Origin of the sequence: Nocardia violaceofusca NBRC 14427, from assembly GCF_963869435.1 — a bacterium.
Classification (GTDB): Bacteria; Actinomycetota; Actinomycetes; order Mycobacteriales; family Mycobacteriaceae; genus Nocardia; species Nocardia aobensis.
The window spans coordinates 35,209-53,036 of record NZ_CAWMPM010000017.1; the positions used below are offsets into that span (position 1 = coordinate 35,209).

Annotated in this window: 21 protein-coding genes; 15 read left to right on the forward strand and 6 right to left on the reverse strand. The window is 68.6% G+C overall.

From position 1 onward, the window contains the following. Window positions 1–85 precede the first annotated feature (85 nt). Genes AC5592_RS15980 through AC5592_RS16000 form a run of 5 tightly spaced genes read left to right on the forward strand, consistent with a single transcriptional unit; the run spans window position 86 to window position 6,216 of the window. Window positions 86–907, forward strand: a complete 822-nt coding sequence (locus AC5592_RS15980; protein WP_063064685.1) for an FAD binding domain-containing protein — start codon at window positions 86–88, stop codon at window positions 905–907. Further along, the gene (locus AC5592_RS15985; RefSeq protein ID WP_063064686.1) at window positions 904–3,618 is read left to right on the forward strand and encodes a molybdopterin-dependent oxidoreductase; all 2,715 of its coding nucleotides are present in this window, start codon (window positions 904–906) and stop codon (window positions 3,616–3,618) included. Before AC5592_RS15980 ends, AC5592_RS15985 begins: the two co-directional genes overlap by 4 nt. A 14-nt stretch (window positions 3,619–3,632) precedes the next feature. Further along, window positions 3,633–4,601, forward strand: a complete 969-nt coding sequence (locus AC5592_RS15990; RefSeq protein ID WP_063064687.1) for an antibiotic biosynthesis monooxygenase — start codon at window positions 3,633–3,635, stop codon at window positions 4,599–4,601. Between the two features lie 35 nt (window positions 4,602–4,636). Then, window positions 4,637–5,716 (forward strand): hypothetical protein, encoded by a 1,080-nt coding sequence (locus AC5592_RS15995; protein WP_063064688.1) that lies wholly within the window; start codon window positions 4,637–4,639, stop codon window positions 5,714–5,716. After that, window positions 5,716–6,216, forward strand: a complete 501-nt coding sequence (locus AC5592_RS16000; RefSeq protein WP_063064713.1) for a nucleoside deaminase — start codon at window positions 5,716–5,718, stop codon at window positions 6,214–6,216. The genes AC5592_RS15995 and AC5592_RS16000 overlap by 1 nt, the downstream gene beginning before the upstream one ends. 21 nt (window positions 6,217–6,237) lie before the next feature. On the opposite strand, the gene AC5592_RS16005 is transcribed toward AC5592_RS16000, so the two are convergent. Together AC5592_RS16005 and tatA are read right to left on the reverse strand one after the other, a co-directional pair. Next, the gene (locus tag AC5592_RS16005; RefSeq protein WP_063064689.1) at window positions 6,238–7,353 is read right to left on the reverse strand and encodes an XdhC family protein; all 1,116 of its coding nucleotides are present in this window, start codon (window positions 7,351–7,353) and stop codon (window positions 6,238–6,240) included. 122 nt (window positions 7,354–7,475) lie between these two features. Then, window positions 7,476–7,727, reverse strand: coding sequence for a Sec-independent protein translocase subunit TatA (gene tatA / locus AC5592_RS16010; protein ID WP_063064714.1), 252 nt, complete (start codon window positions 7,725–7,727; stop codon window positions 7,476–7,478). Window positions 7,728–8,026: 299 nt separating this feature from the next. On the opposite strand from tatA, the gene AC5592_RS16015 reads away from it, so the two are divergent. After that, the gene (locus AC5592_RS16015) at window positions 8,027–9,145 is read left to right on the forward strand and encodes a PucR family transcriptional regulator (RefSeq protein WP_063920331.1); all 1,119 of its coding nucleotides are present in this window, start codon (window positions 8,027–8,029) and stop codon (window positions 9,143–9,145) included. Window positions 9,146–9,430: 285 nt separating this feature from the next. Then, window positions 9,431–10,333, forward strand: coding sequence for a Cof-type HAD-IIB family hydrolase (locus tag AC5592_RS16020; RefSeq protein WP_232329379.1), 903 nt, complete (start codon window positions 9,431–9,433; stop codon window positions 10,331–10,333). A gap of 10 nt (window positions 10,334–10,343) precedes the next feature. Here AC5592_RS16020 and AC5592_RS16025 read toward each other — a convergent pair whose 3' ends face one another. Continuing rightward, entirely contained in the window at window positions 10,344–11,195 is an 852-nt protein-coding gene (locus AC5592_RS16025) for an alpha/beta fold hydrolase (protein WP_063064691.1), read from the reverse strand. A gap of 62 nt (window positions 11,196–11,257) precedes the next feature. Between AC5592_RS16025 and AC5592_RS16030 the strand changes: the two genes are divergently transcribed. The 6 genes from AC5592_RS16030 (at window position 11,258) to AC5592_RS16055 (ending at window position 13,827) form a co-directional block, all read left to right on the forward strand. Next, on the forward strand, window positions 11,258–11,794 hold the full coding sequence (locus AC5592_RS16030) for a helix-turn-helix domain-containing protein (protein ID WP_036508211.1): 537 nt from the start codon (window positions 11,258–11,260) through the stop codon (window positions 11,792–11,794). A gap of 57 nt (window positions 11,795–11,851) precedes the next feature. Continuing rightward, window positions 11,852–12,232 (forward strand): hypothetical protein, encoded by a 381-nt coding sequence (locus AC5592_RS16035; protein ID WP_198163854.1) that lies wholly within the window; start codon window positions 11,852–11,854, stop codon window positions 12,230–12,232. Window positions 12,233–12,355: 123 nt separating this feature from the next. Beyond that, complete coding sequence (locus AC5592_RS16040) at window positions 12,356–12,511, forward strand: hypothetical protein (RefSeq protein ID WP_086007330.1); 156 nt, start codon at window positions 12,356–12,358, stop codon at window positions 12,509–12,511. A 161-nt stretch (window positions 12,512–12,672) separates the two neighbouring features. After that, window positions 12,673–13,299: a nitroreductase family protein gene (locus AC5592_RS16045; RefSeq protein ID WP_063064692.1), complete on the forward strand. Its 627-nt coding sequence runs from the start codon at window positions 12,673–12,675 to the stop codon at window positions 13,297–13,299. A 154-nt stretch (window positions 13,300–13,453) separates the two neighbouring features. Continuing rightward, window positions 13,454–13,594, forward strand: a complete 141-nt coding sequence (locus tag AC5592_RS16050; protein ID WP_157121923.1) for a hypothetical protein — start codon at window positions 13,454–13,456, stop codon at window positions 13,592–13,594. 77 nt (window positions 13,595–13,671) lie between these two features. Continuing rightward, window positions 13,672–13,827, forward strand: coding sequence for a hypothetical protein (locus AC5592_RS16055; protein WP_167332015.1), 156 nt, complete (start codon window positions 13,672–13,674; stop codon window positions 13,825–13,827). Window positions 13,828–13,851: 24 nt separating this feature from the next. On the opposite strand, the gene AC5592_RS16060 is transcribed toward AC5592_RS16055, so the two are convergent. The 3 genes from AC5592_RS16060 to AC5592_RS16070 form a co-directional block, all read right to left on the reverse strand. Next, window positions 13,852–14,718, reverse strand: a complete 867-nt coding sequence (locus tag AC5592_RS16060; RefSeq protein ID WP_036507624.1) for an alpha/beta fold hydrolase — start codon at window positions 14,716–14,718, stop codon at window positions 13,852–13,854. A 215-nt stretch (window positions 14,719–14,933) separates the two neighbouring features. Further along, window positions 14,934–15,623, reverse strand: a complete 690-nt coding sequence (locus AC5592_RS16065) for a DedA family protein (RefSeq protein ID WP_063920329.1) — start codon at window positions 15,621–15,623, stop codon at window positions 14,934–14,936. 76 nt (window positions 15,624–15,699) lie between these two features. Next, window positions 15,700–15,996, reverse strand: coding sequence for a hypothetical protein (locus tag AC5592_RS16070; protein ID WP_063064693.1), 297 nt, complete (start codon window positions 15,994–15,996; stop codon window positions 15,700–15,702). A 38-nt stretch (window positions 15,997–16,034) separates the two neighbouring features. On the opposite strand from AC5592_RS16070, the gene AC5592_RS16075 reads away from it, so the two are divergent. Then, window positions 16,035–16,961, forward strand: a complete 927-nt coding sequence (locus AC5592_RS16075) for an alpha/beta fold hydrolase (RefSeq protein WP_063064694.1) — start codon at window positions 16,035–16,037, stop codon at window positions 16,959–16,961. An 85-nt stretch (window positions 16,962–17,046) separates the two neighbouring features. Next, on the forward strand, window positions 17,047–17,817 hold the full coding sequence (locus AC5592_RS16080; RefSeq protein WP_063064717.1) for a maleylpyruvate isomerase N-terminal domain-containing protein: 771 nt from the start codon (window positions 17,047–17,049) through the stop codon (window positions 17,815–17,817). Window positions 17,818–17,828 lie beyond the last annotated feature (11 nt).

Here is a 17,828-nt window from a genome sequence, read left to right on the forward strand (position 1 = left end):
AATATTTCGAAACGCCCCCGGCCTCGGAGTAAAACTCTAGAGTCGATATGTCCAGCAGAGCCGGTCGCGGGTCTTGGAGGCTCGTATGGATCTGAACACCGTCGAGGACGTCATTCGCCGGCCCTCGGCCCGACCGGGTTCCGACTGGCACGCCGGAGATGCGTGGCTGGCCGGGGGGACGTGGTTGTTCTCCGAACCGCAGCCCACACTGCGCCGGCTCGTCGATCTCACCGCGCTCGGCTGGCCCGCGCTGCTGCCCACCGACGAGGGCCTGGAAATCGGTGCGACGTGCACGATCAGGGAGTTGCACGAGTTCGCTCCGCCGGAGGACTGGTCCGCCGGCAATCTGCTGCGTACCAGCTGCGATGCGTTCCTGGCGTCATTCAAGGTATGGAACGCCGCCACCGTGGGCGGCAACATCTGCATGTCGCTGCCGGCCGGTCCGATGATCACCATGAGCGTGGCACTCGAGGCGACCTATCGTTTGTGGGCGACGGACGGGACGGAGCGAACGGTCGCGGCCGAGAATTTCGTGGGCGGCAATCACCTGAATGCGCTGGGGCCGGGCGAAATACTGCGCAGCATTCATATCCCTGCCGACGCGTTACGGAAGACGTACGCGCACCGGCGATTCACGCTGACCAAGCTGGGCCGGTCCACGATATTCATGGTCGCCACCCGATCGCCGGGCACCGACGACCTGGCCCTCAGCATCACAGCGGCAACCGCATATCCGATTGTCCTGCGTTTCGATTCGGCACCCAGCGCCGACACCGTGCGGGACCGTATCGACGCGATCCCGGCGGACGTATGGTTCGCCGACCCCAACGGCACACCGGAGCACCGCAGACACCTCGCCCGGCACTACGCCGAGGAACTCCGGGCCGAACTCGGAGGCGCGAGATGAGCTTCGTCGTCAACGGCAAGACGTTCTCCCAGCAGCCGCGACCCGGACAGTGCCTGCGGACCTTCCTGCGGCATTTGGGCTGGTTCGGGGTCAAGAAGGGCTGCGACGCCGGCGATTGCGGCGCCTGCACCGTCTGGCTGGACGGGCGTCCCGTGCACAGTTGCATCACACCGGCATTCCGCGCGGACGGACACGAGGTGACGACGATCGAGGGGCTCGGAACGCCCGAGAATCCGCATCCGATGCAGCGGCAGTTCCGCGACGCCCCCGGATTCCAGTGCGGCTTCTGCACCGCCGGCATGATCATGACCGCGGCGGCCCTGACCGACGAACAGAAGCAGGACCTGCCACACGCGCTGAAGGGAAACCTCTGCCGCTGCACCGGCTATCGGGCCGTCGAGGACGCGATCAACGGCGTCTGCGCGATCGAGGTGGCGGAACCGGGCGCGGTGATCGGCACCAGCGTCGCCGCACCGGCCGCCACCGGCGTGGTGACCGGCCGCGCCGAGTACACGATGGATACCGCACCGGAGGGCATGCTCCATCTGAAAGTGCTGCACTCCCCCCACGCGCACGCGCGCATCGTCTCCGTCGACAAGTCCGCGGCGCTGGCCGTGCCGGGCGTACAACGCGTCTACACCTGGGAAGACGTGCCGCGCAAGCTGTTCACCACCGCCGTCCACACCGACCACCTCGTCGACCCCGACGACACCTACATCCTGGACAACGTCGTGCGTTTCGTCGGCCAGCGGGTCGTCGCGGTCCTCGCCGATTCGATCGCCGCGGCGGAAGAAGGCTGCCGCCGGGTCGTCGTCGAGTACGAGATGCTGCCCGCGGTGTTCGATCCCGAGCAGGCGATGGGCTTCGGCGCGCCGCAACTGCACGGCTCCGACGATCCGTTCGTCCAGGACCCGACGCACAACATCCTCGTCGAACTGCACGGCGAAATCGGCGATACCGCAGCGGGTTTCGCCGAGGCCGACGTCGTCCACGAAGGCACGTACTTCTCACCGCGGGTGCAGCACGTGCATCTGGAGACGCACGGATCGATCGCCTGGATGGACGCGGGCCGGCTGCACGTGCGGACCAGTTCGCAATCCCCGTGGGTCGCCAAGGGCAAACTGGCGCACCTGTTCGACCTGCGTCCCGACCAGATCCGGGTCTTCTGCGAACGCGTCGGCGGTGGTTTCGGCGGCAAACAGGAGGTGCTCAGCGAAGACCTGGTCGCGCTGGCAACCTTGGACACCGGTCGCCCGACCTGCCTGGAATACACCCGTGAGGAGGAGTTCACCAGCGCCCCGACCCGGCATCCGATGAAGATCACCGTGAAACTGGGGGCGCGCGCCGACGGCACCCTGACCGCGATTCACTTCCGCAACGTCTCCAATACCGGCGCGTACGGCAACCACGGCGGCGAGACGCTGTTCGCCGGGGGCTCGGCCGTCGCCGCCTACCGCTGCCCCAACAAGAAGTTCGACGGCTACGTGGTCTACACCAACACCCTGCCCAGTGGCGGGTTGCGCGGCTACGGCATGACCCAGCCGGTCTTCGCGATGGAATCGGCGATGCACGAACTGGCCGTCGCGCTCGGTATGGATCCGCTGGAACTGCGGCGCCGCAATATCGTTCGCCCGGGCGACGGGCTGCTGTCGATACACGACGAGGCCGACGACGTCGCCTTCACCGAGGACGGGCTGGGCGCGTGTATCGACCGTGTCGACGCCGCGCTGCGCGCGCACCCGGACGGGCAGGCGCTGGGCGCGGACTGGTCGATCGGCGTCGGCACCGCCGCCTCGATACACGAAACCGCACCGCCGACCGAACACATCTCGGTCGGGCTGGCCACCCTCGGTGACGACGGAATCTACGAAATCGCGGTGGGCACAGTCGAATTCGGCGAGGGCACCTCGACCGCGCACGTTCAGATCGCGGCGGCCGAGCTGGGAACCACCCCGGCGCGGATCCGGCTCGTCCAATCCGATACCGACAGAACCGGTTTCGACACCGGCGCCTTCGCCAGCGCGGGACTTTTCGTGGCCGGCAACGCCGTCGCGCGATCCGCGGCGGCGTTGCGCGACCGGATCCTGCGTTTCGCCGCCGCCCACACCGGTGTCGCCCTGGAATCGTGCGCCATGGACGACGACGCCGTGCGCTGCGGTGACACCCGCGTCCCGCTGGCCGACCTCGCGGTGGCCGCCCGGAGCCGGGGCGCGCGACTGACCGAATCGCGCAAGGCATACGGCTCGCCGCGCAGCCTGTCCTGCAACGCACACGGATTCCGGATCGCGGTGCACCGCGTGACCGGCGAGATCCGGATCCTCTACAGCGTCCAGGCGATCGACGCCGGGGTGGTGATCAACCCGGAGCAGGTCCGCGGGCAGATCGAAGGCGGTGTGGTCCAGGGCGTCGGTTTCGTCCTGACCGAACACCATCTGATGACCAACGGCGTCGTCACCAATCCGACGCTGCGCAACTACCGCATCCCGACCTACGCCGACGCTCCGCGCACCGAGGTGATCCCGGTCGGCTCGACCGATTCGGCGGGACCGGTGCGGGCCAAGGGCATCGCCGAATCCTGCGTCAATCCCGTGGCGCCCGCACTGGCCAACGCGGTGCACGACGCGACCGGCATCCGCTACCGCGAGCTACCGCTGACGCCCGACCGGATCTTCTCGGCGCTGCGGGCATCCCGGCTGACCTCGACCGGCTGAGCCGGGAGACCACGATGCCCCGCGAGACGCCGGCCGGTCACGCCGCCACCGTCATCATCGGTGAGAAGGTTCGTCCCGGCTGCGAGGAGGCGTTCCTGGCCTGGCAGCACGGGCTCAACAGCATGGCGGCGCAGTATCCGGGATTCATTGCCGCGGAGATCGATCCGCCCGCGCACCCGCGGGCGCAGTGGTCGCTGATCTACCGCTTCGACTCGATTCCGAATCTGCGCGCGTGGATCAACAGCGCCACCCGCCAGGACAGCCTCGCCGAGGGGCGGCGCTACCTCGACGGCCCGCCCACGCAGCAGATCGTCACCGGCGCGGCCGCGCCGCCCGACACCCTCGTCACCGCGGTGGTGACCCATCGCGTCGTTCCCGAGCAGATCGACGAGTTCCTGGCGTGGCAGGAACGACTCCGCCACGCGGAGAACGGGTTTCCCGGCTTCCGCGGTTCGGAGATCTTCCGGCCGATCGAGGGCGTACAGGACGAATGGACGATGCTCTACCGCTACGACAGCGCCGCCGACCTGGACCGCTGGCTGACCTCCAGCGAGCGGCAGCGACTGCTCGACGAGGGAAAACGGTTCAGCGACTTCCGATTACGCACGATCGACAACTCGTTCGGCAGCTGGTTCGCCTTCGACGAGGACGGTCCCGCACACGCACCGTCGCAAACGAAGACGTCGATCGCGGTCTGGGTCGGGTTGTATCCGACGGTCGTGCTGCTCTCGCTGGCATTGGCGCCCGCGGGAATGCCGCTGTGGCTGGGCATGCTGATCGGAAATCTGTTGTCCAGCTTCGTCATGACGTTCGTGACGATGCCGCGCTATGTGAATCCGTTGCTCGAACGCTGGCTGCAGCCGGCCCCCGGGGCGCCGCGCAAGGCGATCGAGATCCGCGGCGCCGTGCTCATCACCGCCGTGATGGCGTTCTGGACGGTGCTGTTCTGGCTGGTGACCTCCGTGTTCTGGCATCTGCCGTGACACCGGCCCACAACCGAGAAGGAGAAGTGACGACAATGACCGAATCCAACGGCAGCGCGGTCCCGGCCTTCATGCGCCCGGTGATCGCCGACGAGCCGCCCGCCGGCGCCCGCACCGTCGCCGAACAGTCGGTGCTGGCGCTCAACGCCGCCATGTTGCAGCTGTACGACGCATCGCTGGAGAAATTCAAACAGAACATGCTCGACCAGGTGCCCATCATCCTGGCGCTGTTCACCGGCGCGGGCGGGCAGATGATCCTGTACCGGCCCGGCCGGGAACCGGAGGTCGCACCGCCGGTGCCGATCGTCTACCAGCTCGCGAAGTCGGTGGGCCACAGCACCATGGCGATCTACGAGATCGTCGCACCGTACATCTCCAACGCGTATGCGAATCAGCTGTGGCGTCCGCCGCTGGAGATGTACCGGGCACAGCACCGCACCGCCTTCGACGGCCTCGGCGCACTGGAGATCTCGGACGAGGACCGCGCGGTGCTGCACGAGATCCTGCACCGCAATCTCACCTTCATGGACGAATGCCTCGACCGCGGCGGTTACACCTACGACGACGTCGAAAAATTCATTCGCGACACCGAACCGTATTCGGCCCGGTCGATCGGCATCGGCTCGGGAGCTCAGGTCGGCCACTGGATGTCGGTCCTCGACGAATGGAAGGCGGACCTCGGCGAGGACTGGGAGCGCACCTATGCGGTGAGCAACTCGCTGTACGTCGCGCGGCAGAACAACATCCTCTACAGCGTTCTCGTCCAATTCATGGGCACCGAGACGATGGGCGACCGATTGCTGCTGGTCGAGACGACCGAATTCGAGACCACACCCGAGAAGTTGCTCGACGTGCTCGGCCGCATCGTCGCCGACCGCTCGCTGGGCATGGTGTTCTTCCGCGACTACTACCTGATGGACGTCGAACTGCTCGGTGGCGGCGGGCGCGCGGCCATCGAACGCGAAATGGCCGCGCGCGGAAGGGAACCGATACTGCCGCCGCTGGCGCCGTTCCGTTCCGACGATTGGCCGTGGAAGACCGACCCCGCCAAGGGAACCGGACCGGCACGGCTGGAGGATGTCGGATGCCCGATCCGGCCGGAGCCGGTCCGCTGATGCCGGAGGCGAGGAGTTCCGCGGATTTCGCACAGCGTGCCGTCGACATCGCTCGCGACAGTGTCGCCGCGGGTGGACTGCCGTTCGGGACCGTGATCGTCAAGGACGGCGCGATTCTCGCCGAGGGCAGCAATTATGTTGCCCGTACTCATGATCCGACCGACCACGCGGAGATTCAGGCCATCCGCGAGGCGTGCCGGACATTGGGGACCGAGTATCTGACCGGCTGCACGGTCTACGCCATCGCCCACCCGTGCCCGATGTGCCTGGCGGCGCTGTACCACTGCGCGCCCGACGAGGTCGTCTTCCTGGCCACGCGGGAGGAGTGCGCGCCGTATATGGCGGGCGGGAAGGACAAGTACTTCGAACCGGCCACCTTCTACGCCGAGTTCGCCAAACCCTGGAATGAGCGGCGGCTGCCGATGCGCTATCTGCCGCGTGCCGATGCCGTGGAGGTGTATCAGCTGTTCGGGGAGCGACACGGCGTTGTTTCGTTGTGACACAACGGTATTCGCCATGCATTACGGCGTGTGGTCGTGATGGATCCGGCCTCCGAGTTCGGTCAGCGGATGACCGGCGCCGCCGTGGGTGCGCATGATGATCTCGGCGACGATCGACACCGCCGTTTCCTGTGGGCTGCGAGCGCCCAGGTCGAGACCGAGCGGACTGGCGAGCCGGCACAATTCGGTGTCGGTGAGTCCGGCCGCGCGCAACCGCCGCAGCCGATCGTCGTGGGTACGCCGGGATCCCATCGCGCCGACGTAGCCGAGTGCCGGGAGCCGCAATGCCACCCGCAGCAAGGGGACGTCGAATTTCGGGTCGTGGGTCAGGACACAGACGACGGTCCGGCCGTCGAGGGTGTTCCGCCGCGCCTGTGCGGTGAGGTAGCGATCCGGCCAGTCCACGACGACCTCGTCGGCGGCCGGGAAACGGTCGGCAGTCGCGAACCTCGGGCGGGCGTCGCAGACCGTCACCCGGTAACCGAGCAGCGCGCCCTGCTGTGCCAGCGCGGCGGCGAAGTCGATGGCGCCGAAGATCAGCAGCCGCGGGCGGGAGGCGAAGGCGTTCACGAAGACGTCCGTGCCGGCCTCCAGCGACGCGCAGCCGATCAGCTCCGCATGGTCGGCCGCGAGCAGTTCGCGAGCCCGCTCGGCCACCGCCGCGTCGGCTCGTGCGGATCCGAGCGAGCCGTGGACCGCATCCGGGATGACGATCAGCCGCCGGCCGGGCCGCGCGCGGTCCGCATCCGCGATGGCGGTGGCGATCGCGACCGGGCGGTCCGCGGCGACCGCGGCGATCACCACCGGCAGATGCGGAAACGTCTTCCGGGATATCGGCTCGGCGAAGAGGTCGATCTCACCGCCACAGGTGAGGGCGGTACCGAACAGTTCATCGGTATCGACTCCGTAGCTGTGCAGCCGGGGCAGCCCGGTCCGCGCCACCTCGGCGGCCAGCTCGTAGACGGCGGCGTCGACACAGCCACCGGAGACCGATCCGGCCACGGTGCCGTCGGGAGCCACCACCATCGCCGCACCCACGGGTCGCGGCGCCGATCCTCGGGTGCGGACCACCGTGGCGACACCGGCGGTGCCACCGGATCGCCAGACGGAGGTCAGTGCCGCGAGGACGTCGCGCACTGCCGGAGGCGCCCTTCGGTCGTGGCCGCAGCGCTCGACTGCTGTAACCGCATCCTTGAATGATGCCCGCCCCCGCAGCCTCGTGCGGCCACAACGCGTCGACGAGCCGCGGCCGATAGCAGTCAGCTCGTGTGATGATCCACGACGGCAGAGGTCGCGGGATGCGCCGGTTGCGCGGGTGGCAGCGGAGCCGCGGGCGCCGATGCGGGACGCGGCGAGCCGGAATCCTCGGAGTGCATCTCGCTCATTTCGCTTTTGAAGATGCGCAGCGAGCGGCCGAGGCCGCGGGCGGTGTCGGGCAGGCGTTTGGCGCCGAACAACACCACGACCACCAGTGCGATGATGAGCCAGTGGGTCGGACTCAACGAACCCATCGGAACCTCCGTTCGTTCGCCGGAGCCGCTCGGACGGTGGCCGTCGGCCCGGCGGATTCCACCGGCGAGACCATTCGCTCCCGGCGTCGGCATTGGACGAGTTCATAATAACTTGCCGCGCCCGTAGAGAAAGCAAATTGCACTTTCACCTGGCTCGATGAAGCGTAACGCAGCTACCACAACGTGTGAATGTGCAGTAACATACTCGCCGTTGCCGACGTGGTGTCACCGGGTCGGCAGCGACAGAGTCGAACAGCCGGTCGCGTGTGATGTGCACCGGAACGCAGGTGGAGGTTGCCATGGGTGTCGAGATTGCCGCGGCCCCTTCGTCCGTCGAGCAGCTGCCCGTCGAGGTGGACGAGATCACCGGCCGGTGCCACGATGTTCTGGACGAATTGTCCTTCGGCGGAAGCTGTTCGGGCGCGGCCGCGCGACTGACCGCCGCCGCGGACCGCTGGGTCCGGTGCGGGCTGAGCCTCGAGACCGTTCAGCACACGGTGTTCGAGGCATTCCGGTTGCACCTGGGGTCGCTGCGAACTTCCGGCGACGACGTCGACACGATCGTGATGTCGGTCGATCGCGTGCTGGACGCCCTGGAAATCGTGACAACCGGTATCGCGGACGCCTATTCGGCAGCGGTTCCCGAGGCGGCCGAGGACTACCGGCCGAGCAGCGATGCGGTGACCTCCGCGCTGCTCGGCGGCCGATCCGCCGCCGCGGCGGCCAGGGAATGCGGAGTGGAACTCGCCGACCGCTACCACGTGCTGGCGATGTCGTTCCCGACCGAGTCCGGCGACAGCCCCCGTTCCGACGTTTCGGTCCAGGCGCGACGGACCATGCGCCGTGCCCGGGCCGTCCTGGAACGGATGAACAACGGCGCGGCGCTGTTCCAGTTGTCGCCGAGCGGCGGCACCGTGCTGGTCCCCTATCCGGTGGTCGGTTCCGACCGCTTTCTCGATCACGTCGTGCACACGCTGGCCGCGGCCACGCGGACACCGATCACCGCCACGGCGGTCCACGCCGCCCGTGCCGCTGTGCCCGCGGCGGCCGCCCAAGCACACGAGTTGCTCGACACCGTGCACGCACTGCGATGCCGGCCCGGCCTCTACCGCATGCGCGACCTCGCCCTCGAATACCAGCTCACGCGGCCCGGACCGGCGCTGGAAATCCTCGGCACCCTCCTCGACCCGCTCGACGACCATCCGGAACTGACCGAGACGCTGGTGCGGCACTGCGGTAACGAGCTGAATCGGCAGCGCACCGCGCACGAGATGCGGGTGCACACCAATACGGTCGACTACCGGCTCAAACGCATCGGCCGGCTGATCGGAGTGGACCCGACCTCACCTTCCGGGCTGCTCCAGGTCCGGGCCGCGCTGGTCGCCCGCGCCTATCGCGCACATATGCCGGCCCGCTGACGCACCCGGCGACAGCCCCGCCGAAATGGAGCGCGGCGCTGCGGCTCGGTGCGCGCCGCGCTCCACCGTATCTTCGGGCCGTGGCGTGCACCGGATGGTGAAAACGCCTGACTTCCCTACAGATCAAGGTTTCGCGCACCTCCCTTGGGGACGTATCCGACCGGCGGCACGGGACGCCGACCGGCCGGGTGCGCACCGCCGCGCCGCCACCGTACATACTGACCACGTCACAGCAGAGGCGAGACGACCGTGCCCCGGGGCGTCGTCCATGACGAAAGTGGATAGGTGCGCAGCGGATCGGCGAGCGACGAACTACCGGAAACCGATGGCCCCCTGGGCGGTTCGACCGCCCCGGCGCCACCGTCGTGGTCCTCGATCCCGCCCGGCGACCACGGCGTGCGCTTGGTCGTCTGTGATATGGACGGCACCCTGCTCACGAAGGCAGGGACCGTGCCCGACACGTTCTGGCCGCTGCTCGAGGTGATGCGTTCGCGCGGAGTGACCTTCGTGCCGGCCAGCGGGCGGCAGTACGCGACGCTCGCCGCACTGTTCGAGCGGGCTGCCGACGAGGTGTCCTACATCGCCGAGAACGGTTGTCTGGTAGTCCATTCCGGCGTCACCGTGTCCGCGACCTGCCTCGATGTCGATATCGTGCGACAGGTCGTGCAGGCGGTCCGGGAAGCGCCCGGCGCCAGTGAGCTCGGCTTGGTGGTGTGCGGCCTGGACAGTGCCTATATCGAGCGCACGGATCCCGCGTTCGTCGCCGAGGCGGCGAAGTACTACGCCCGGCTGGAGCGCGTCGAGGATCTCACCGCGGTGACCGACAAGGTGCTGAAACTGGCGATCTACGACTTCACCGACGCCGAGCGGACAGCCGAGCGAGTTTTCGGATCCATCGCCGCACGCGAGCAGGTCGTGGTGTCCGGTAGACACTGGATCGACATCATGAGCCGCGATGCGGACAAGGGCCGCGCGGTGCGGTCGCTGCAGGAGACACTCGGCATCCCACCGGCCCGGACCGCGGTGTTCGGCGACTACCTCAACGACCTCGAGATGCTCGACGCCGCGCGGTGGTCGTTCGCGATGGCCAACGCCCACCCCGAGGTTCGCGCCCGCGCCCGCTATCTCGCACCCGCCGACGACGAGGACGGCGTGGTGACGGTGCTGTCGCGGTTGTTCGGTTCCTGAGCACCGTTCGTCACACCGCCCGCTCCGGTGCCCCGGCCATCCGCAGCACCGCGGCGGCCACCCGATCCGGGCATTCGGCCGGCACGATGTGCTCGGAGTCCGCGTCCTCGAACCGGCCGTTCACCCGATCGGCGAATCGGCGTTGGTATTCGCGGATGGTGTCGTGATGCCGAGCGTGCCACCGGTCGGCCCGCAGCGCGGAAATGACCACGACCTCGCCGCGCGGTGGCTGCGGCGGGATGTCCCGGAACGGGCCGATGCCGGTGGCGAAGGCATCGAATTCGCTTCGGGTGGCGGCGATGCCGGCCGCGGTGAAATCCTCCCGCAGCATGGTCTCGTAGGTATCGGCAGAGAACATGCGACCGTAGGACCCGGTCAGCGCGCGCATCACCGGCCGAAAGCGAGCGAGCGACTGTTGCACCGCGAGAACACGATCCGTCCGCACCGCGGTCGCCGCCCAGTCCGCGTAGAAGGGAGCCGCTTCCGGCGTCGGATCGACCAGAACCAACCCGATCGGTTGCGGCACAAGCCTTTCCGCGGCGCGACGCACGATCAGCCCGCCCATGCTGTGCCCGACCAGAATCAGCCGACGTGGTGCCAGCACCTCGACCAGCGCGACCAGGGTGGCCGCCATCTCGTCGAGATTCTGCGGCGGCCGCACCCGGGCACTGCGGCCGCGACCGGCCCGATCGTAGGCGACGGTCCGCACGGTGTCGCCGAGCACGGACACCACCGGATCCCACAGCGTCCGCCCGGCGCCGGCGCCGGATTCGAAGAGCACGCAGGTCTGTCCCGCGCCACCCTGCTCCACATATAACTCGATGCCGCGCACCGTCATTCGTTCGCCTGGCACGTCCCGCATCCGGGCCCCCTCTCGATCAATCCCAACTTTGGAAATAGTACCAATAATGGGATAGTTGAGCCATGGATCCTGCCGACCTCCTTCTGCATCCGGTGCGGCTGCGCATCGTGCACGCGTTGTCCGGGAACGCGCCGCGAAACGCGGGCGAGTTGTGCGACCGTCTGCCCGATGTGCCCCGGACGACGATCTACCGGCACCTCGGTCTCCTCGTCGACGGCGGCATTCTGGAGGTTGCCGATGAGCGGCGGGTCCGCGGTGCGGTCGAGCGGTCCTATCGGCTGCGCGCCGACCGCCCCGCGATCGACGAAAAGGCGGCCGCGGCCATGACCCTCGACGACCACCGCCGTGGATTCGCCACCGCCATGGCCGTCCTGATCGCCGAATTCGACGCCTATCTCGACGAGCCCGGCGCCGATCCGGTCGCGGACTCGGTCGGCTATCGCCAAGGCACGCTGTGGCTTTCACCCGACGAACTGAACACGATGCTCGACGGTTTCCGCCGCGTCCTCGCCTCGGTCACCGGGAACGGTCCCGGCCCGAACCGCCGACCCTATCTGATCAGTCCGGTCATGTTTCCCGGTGCGCGAACCCCCGGCTGAGCCGATCGCACCGCATTCGCCGTGCGTGCCGGACACGGGCGTGCGAGGCTGAGCGACATGTCCGAACGTACGGATGTCTCACCGAATCTCACCGAACAGGGCCGCGGCCCGGCCATCACGCGAGTCGCCACGGAACTGATCGCCTGGGTCGCGGCGCCGTGGGCGCTGGCGTCGTGGTCCGTGGCGGCGGCGGTGATCGCGGTGGTCGTCCTGATCGGCGTGCCGTCGATCTTCGCGACCCGCGGTGACAAGAAGCAGGTGCTCGTCGCCGTTCCGGGCTGGGCCACCATCGCGATGATGCTGGTGCTGATCGCCGCGGCGGTGCTGGGCGCCTGGTTCGCCTGGCCGGCCTGGGTTGCCGTCCTCGTCACCGTGCTGGCGGTCGCGACGGTCGGCACCGAACTGCCGCGCTGGCGGTGGCTGGCGCGAGCGCCCTGAGGCCGGATTCTCTCCCGATACGTTCTGTTTACGCCCGTCGAGGCCGGGTATCTGCGATTTGTTATCGAAGTACGGCCGAACGCGGCAGCGCCTGGATAACAAAAGGCAAAGGGAGAGTTTCACATGATTATTCTGGGAGTCATCCTCCTCGTTCTCGGGTTCGTTTTCAGCATCCCGATCCTCTGGACCCTGGGCATCATCGCCGTCGTCATCGGCGCGATTCTCGCCCTGCTCGGAGCGTTCGGACGTCCGGTCGCCGGCCGCGCGCATTATTTCTAGCGGCAGCGAATTCCTTTCTCCGGAGCGCGTACTTCCCCGTGCGGTGGAAGTACGCGCTTCGCTGTTCGTCCGTGCGGACCGCATCGCCTCGGCACGTCCGGGAACAAAACCCGGGTCGGGCATCCTTGGACGGAATACGCCGATCCAGAAGGAGACCCGTAGTGACCGAACTGCTTCCGCTCACCCCGGACGAATTGCTGACCACCACCCGTGCGGTGCGCCGCCGTCTGGATCTGACCCGGCCGGTGTCGCTGGACGTGATTCGCGAAGCACTGGAGGTGGCGCTGCAGGCACCGTCGGGAGGCAATCGGCAGCATTGGCACTGGATCGTGCTCACCGATCCGGCGATCAAGGCGAAGGTCGCCGAGCATTACCGGCGCTCACATCTGGCATACCGGGAAGCCGGAGGCGAACCGGCCGACGAGAGCGCCGCCCGCATCGCCACGAGTTCGGATTATCTGCGTGAGGTGATGGCCGAGGTCCCGGTACTGGTGATCGGCGCGATCAGCACCGGCGGCCACGCCGCGCTGCCCGAGAATCAGGCCGGACTGTGGGGGTCGCTGCTCCCGGCGGCGTGGAGCCTGGCGCTGGCCTTGCGCGCACGCGGCCTCGGAACCACTTGGACGACACTGCATTTGCAGTACGAGCGCGAGGTGGCGGAGATTCTCGGACTTCCCGACGACGTCCGCCAGGGTGTGCTATTCCCGGTCGCGTACACCAAGGGCACCGACTTCCGGCCGGGCCCACGCGTGGATCTGGATTCGGTCCTGCACATCAACGGCTGGTGACGGCGGCCGGACGCGACAAGCCGACGTTCGAAGCCAACGGGGTCCCGGACGCTGTGACACAACCCATACGCCGAAGGTGCGGAAAATGTTGTGGCGCTTCGGGTTCGGGGTAGGCCGACCGGTAGTACCGACCGATCGCGGAAGGAGAGAGCTCGTGAACGTTTCGATCACCGCTTCCCACCGTCGCCGCCGAGCCACGTCGAACGAACCCGAGGACGCCCGCTCGGCCGTGCTCGTCCTGATGGTCTGGGCCGCATTGATCGTCGCGGCCGGTGTGCTGCTGATCTCGCTCTAGCCGAGGGGAACGGGCGTAGGCGTTTGCCGCCCGGCTGTCGAGGTAGTCCGCTACGAACCTCGAGAAAGGACGAATTCATGTCCCAACCGAATCATCCGCACGACGACGACACCGACGAACCGCGGGGTGGGCGGCCCGGACCGGTGGACGAGGGCGACAACGGCGGGATGGCGACCCGGGAGGTCGCCGACGACGTCGGCACCGAGGACAACGCCCAGGAACCACCCGACTGATCCGCCGCCGCAACGGCAGTTGGGTCAGGAACGGCCGGCTGCGCCGGCCACCGCAGCGCGCAGATGGTCGAGGAGCAGTGCGGCGACCCGGTCGGAGGCCTGTTCGGGCAGCCAATGCGAGCCGCCGGCGAGGGCCTCGTAGCGATACGGGCCGGTGACGTAACGGCCGCACGCCTGCGCAGCGGCCCGTGTGACGTAACGGTCCGCGGTGCCCCAGCAGAACATCGTCGGAACATCGACGGAGCCGACCGGGCGGCGTAGCGCGAACGGCAGTCCCCGGTACCAGTTGACGGGGCCGCGCATGTCCCGCCGATGCGCCGCGCGTGCCGCGTATCGGTTCGCGGACTCCGCATCGAGCCCGGCGCGGATCAGGGCCTGCCGCATCGCCCGGCCACCCTGGGCGGAGAGCACGAGTTCCGGTAACCACGGCAGCTGACAGGCGGCCATGTACCACGACCGCAGGGCTTGGCTGCTCGTGACCATGGCGCGCGCGAAGGCCATGGGATGCGGCACCGACAGGGCGGTCAGCGACATCAGCCGGTCGGGCCGCTCGGCGGCGACGGACCAGGCGAGCGCGGCCCCCCAATCGTGGCCGACCAGATGAAAGCGCTCGACGCCGGCCGCGTCGGCCAGGGCATACACGTCACCGGTCATGCGCGCCGTGGCGTACGCCGACCGCCCGGCCGGGCGCGCCCCCGGTGAGTAGCCCCGCAGATCCGGTGCCAGGACGCGATAGCCCGCCGCGGTGAGGGTCGTCGTGAGCGCATCCCAGCAGTGGCGATCCTCCGGAAATCCGTGCAGCAGCACCACGGTTTCCGGCGTCGCGCTGCCCGAGGGCGGTGGCGTGTCGGTAACGTCGAAGACGAATCCGGCGTGGGTGAACGTGTCCATGTCCGTGCCTTCCCCTGACTGCGCGCGAACAGGTCACCGCCGCGAGCGCGGCGCCGATCGACGCGGTGCCGACAGTAACGGGCAGCAGGGGCCGCGCTCATCCGCCCGTGGACGGATTTCGCGACCGACCCGGGGACGAGGCCGAAGGGATCCTCGCCTGCTTTGCGCGGGCGATCATGAATGCACGATGCCGTCCGGCGACGCTCGATGCGCAGTCACGACGCTTGTCGCCGATGCGCTTCCGCCCTCTCCCCCGAGTCGTCCTCGCCCCGGCTGTCGTCGTCGTGCTCGGCGCCGGATTCGTCCTCGCCGGTGCCCGGGAAGAAGTGCCGCACGATGCGGTCGACGAGGAAGCCGAGGACGATCGCGCAGGCGATGCCGATCACGGCGGCCAACAGCGGCTGATCACGCAGCCAGCGCCCGAAGGCACTGGCGATCGCCACCGAATACGCCGCCCAGCTGATGCCTCCGATCACCGTCAGCGGGACGAATTTCCGGCGTGGATACCGGGTCGCCCCGGCGGTCATGTTGACCGCGATGCGACCGACCGGGATGTAGCGGCCCGTGATGATCAGCAGGGCCGCGCGTTTGTCGAGCATCCCGCGCGCCCAGTCGAAGGCCCGCCGGATCTTCGGCTTGCGCATCCACGCGAATCGATCCGTGCCGATCGCGCGACCGATCGTGTAGGCCAGATTGTCACCGATGATCGCGCCGATCGCGGCGGCGACGATCAGCAACCAGACGGAGGGTTTCCCGGTCGAACTGCCGATGGCCGCGAGTGCGGCGATCACCGATTCGCTGGGGACCGGCGGGAAGAAGGCGTCGATGATGCAGACACCCAGCAGCGCGAAGTACACCCACGGCGACCCGGCCGCGCCGGTGACGAGATCCTGCAGTTGGTTCATCCCATCGACACCCTTCCCGGTCTCCAGGCGAGTGCCCAGGATCGCGCCGCCGAACCCGATCCGATCGAGGTCGCGCTCAGGTGGCGAGGTACCCGCTCATCACCGCACCGCAGGCGTCATTCGTCCACGCACGGACGGGTGCCGGCGGTGCGCGACGATCGTCGACACCGTGCAGTACCGGGATAGGTACCGGCGGTGTCGAGAAGCCTTGTGCGGGAGCCCGTTCCGGAGTGCCGAGCGGAACGACTTCGGAAATGTGCGCGACCGCCGCAGCATCGGAGGCCATCGCCACCACCGCGGTGCCCGCACCGAGCGAATGGCCGATCAGGACGAGCGGCAGGGGCGGGTGGGCGACGTGGGCGAGGCCGGTCAAGGTCAGCGCGTCGACGGCGAGAGGTTAGGCTAACCAATGTGATTGGGAGCACGCAGGGGACTCGGGTCGCACCGCACAGCCAGGGCACGGCGAGCACGGCGCCCACCCGCGACGAACGCCGGCTGTACTACATGCACCGGCCGGGGCGGGACGGCGATCGTTCGGCCCTGGTCGTTTTCGAGAGCGGACTCGCCTGCACGCGCTCCTATTGGGCGGCGGTGCAGCGCGAATTCGACGACTACGCGGCGACCGTGGTCTACGACCGCAGCGGTCTGGGCCGCAGCGCCCCCGACAGCGCACCGCGCGGCCTCCGACGCCTGGCCGACGACCTCGTCGATCTGCTCGATCACCTCACCGAACGCTTCGCCGCACCGCGGTTCGTGCTGGTCGGCCACAGCTGGGGCGGTCCGATCGTGCGGGTCGCCGCCGCGGACCGGCCCGACCGGGTCGCGGGCACGGTCCTGGTCGACCCGACCGACGAATTCTGCGACGACCTGTTCACCGCGGCGTCGCGGCGGGCGGCACGAACCGGGCAGCGGCTCAGCGCCGCACTCGCACGGGTCGGCGCACTGCCACTGGCCTACCGTGACATCCTCACCGCGCTGCCCGCCGATGCCCGCGCCGACTTCCGCGCCGAAGGCTTCACCACGGCGGCGATGCGTACCCGGGCCGCCGAACTGTCTTGCCACACAGCGGATCTCGAACAGTTGCGCGACGCCGCCCCCGACCGCCGGGATATCGCCGTCACGATCGTGTCCGCCGACTCCCCCTCCGTCGGTATCTCGGCCCGCTCGCGTGCCGCGATCAATGCCGCACATCGGCGGCGGGCGGCACGGCCGCACGGCAGGCATGTCGTCGCCGAGCACTGTGGCCATATGGTGCCGACCCAGCGTCCCGGGCTGGTCGCCGCCGAAATAGTCCGGATCATCGACGAATACGGACCGCAGGGGCGACTCACGGGGTGACTTCCGGCGGCGGCGGGGTATGCGCGAATCAGGACGGATCCGCCACGACATCCGGGCGCCGCGGGCCCGGTCGGAGGAGATGCCGATGGTTTCACACAGCGCCGCCGAAGCGTTGCCGGAATGGGAGGCCTTCGCCCGCGCCGTGCAGGCACGCCGGCCCGACGCGGGCACCTGGTGCGAGGGCTGGACCGTCCGTGATGTCCTGATCCACAACACCGGTAACGCCGCCGAACTCGCGCGGGTGCTCGCCGCCCACGCGGCGGGCAGCCCGGTGCCGACCCGCGGTTTCGAGGAGCGTGAGGCGCCCTACCGCGCGATGCCCGACGCCGAGTTGTGGGCGGCGTTCGTGGACCGGTGCGAACAACTCGTCGAGACCGCCGAGGTGATCGACACGCTGTCTCCGCTGGAGGCGATCGGCTGGACCGGGCGAACCGTCGCCCCGGACTTCTTTCTCGAGCACATGCGTCAGGAGATGGTGCTGCACCGCTGGGATATGACCGGCGACGACGCCACGGCGATCGATATGCTCATGCAGCCGTGGATAACTCGCCACAGCGTGCGCGATGTGGGGCTGCCCTTGCTCGCCCGCGGCAGCAGGACTATCGATTTCGGTCCCGAGGGCCGCATCGAGGGCAGACTGCGGGCGCCGGGCACCGACGACGTCCTGGTCGTCGCCGATCCGGACGGCAACTCCATCGAGTTGGTACCGCCGGAGGGGCAGGCGACGGTGGAGAGCGATCCGGCCGTGCGCGTGCTGTTCCTCTGGGGTCGACGACCGGCCGACCCGACGCGCTGGCACAGTACCGCCGGCCCCGAGGAACTGGGCAGGCTCCGCGCGCTGCTCGGCGGATATTGAGACCGCGCCCA

Excerpts from the sequence above, each read along its gene's own strand:
- AC5592_RS16025 (WP_063064691.1), bottom strand. The coding sequence starts at position 11,195 with ATGCGGGACGTGCCAGGCGAACGAATGACGGTGCGCGGCATCGAGTTA.
- AC5592_RS16035 (WP_198163854.1), top strand. The coding sequence starts at position 11,852 with ATGTCCGAACGTACGGATGTCTCACCGAATCTCACCGAACAGGGCCGC.
- tatA (WP_063064714.1), bottom strand. The coding sequence starts at position 7,727 with ATGGGTTCGTTGAGTCCGACCCACTGGCTCATCATCGCACTGGTGGTC.
- AC5592_RS16000 (WP_063064713.1), top strand. The coding sequence starts at position 5,716 with ATGCCGGAGGCGAGGAGTTCCGCGGATTTCGCACAGCGTGCCGTCGAC.
- AC5592_RS16015 (WP_063920331.1), top strand. The coding sequence starts at position 8,027 with ATGGGTGTCGAGATTGCCGCGGCCCCTTCGTCCGTCGAGCAGCTGCCC.
- AC5592_RS16065 (WP_063920329.1), bottom strand. The coding sequence starts at position 15,623 with ATGAACCAACTGCAGGATCTCGTCACCGGCGCGGCCGGGTCGCCGTGG.
- AC5592_RS16060 (WP_036507624.1), bottom strand. The coding sequence starts at position 14,718 with ATGGACACGTTCACCCACGCCGGATTCGTCTTCGACGTTACCGACACG.
- AC5592_RS15990 (WP_063064687.1), top strand. The coding sequence starts at position 3,633 with ATGCCCCGCGAGACGCCGGCCGGTCACGCCGCCACCGTCATCATCGGT.
- AC5592_RS16030 (WP_036508211.1), top strand. The coding sequence starts at position 11,258 with ATGGATCCTGCCGACCTCCTTCTGCATCCGGTGCGGCTGCGCATCGTG.
- AC5592_RS15980 (WP_063064685.1), top strand. The coding sequence starts at position 86 with ATGGATCTGAACACCGTCGAGGACGTCATTCGCCGGCCCTCGGCCCGA.
- AC5592_RS16080 (WP_063064717.1), top strand. The coding sequence starts at position 17,047 with ATGGTTTCACACAGCGCCGCCGAAGCGTTGCCGGAATGGGAGGCCTTC.
- AC5592_RS16055 (WP_167332015.1), top strand. The coding sequence starts at position 13,672 with ATGTCCCAACCGAATCATCCGCACGACGACGACACCGACGAACCGCGG.
- AC5592_RS15995 (WP_063064688.1), top strand. The coding sequence starts at position 4,637 with ATGACCGAATCCAACGGCAGCGCGGTCCCGGCCTTCATGCGCCCGGTG.
- AC5592_RS15985 (WP_063064686.1), top strand. The coding sequence starts at position 904 with ATGAGCTTCGTCGTCAACGGCAAGACGTTCTCCCAGCAGCCGCGACCC.
- AC5592_RS16040 (WP_086007330.1), top strand. The coding sequence starts at position 12,356 with ATGATTATTCTGGGAGTCATCCTCCTCGTTCTCGGGTTCGTTTTCAGC.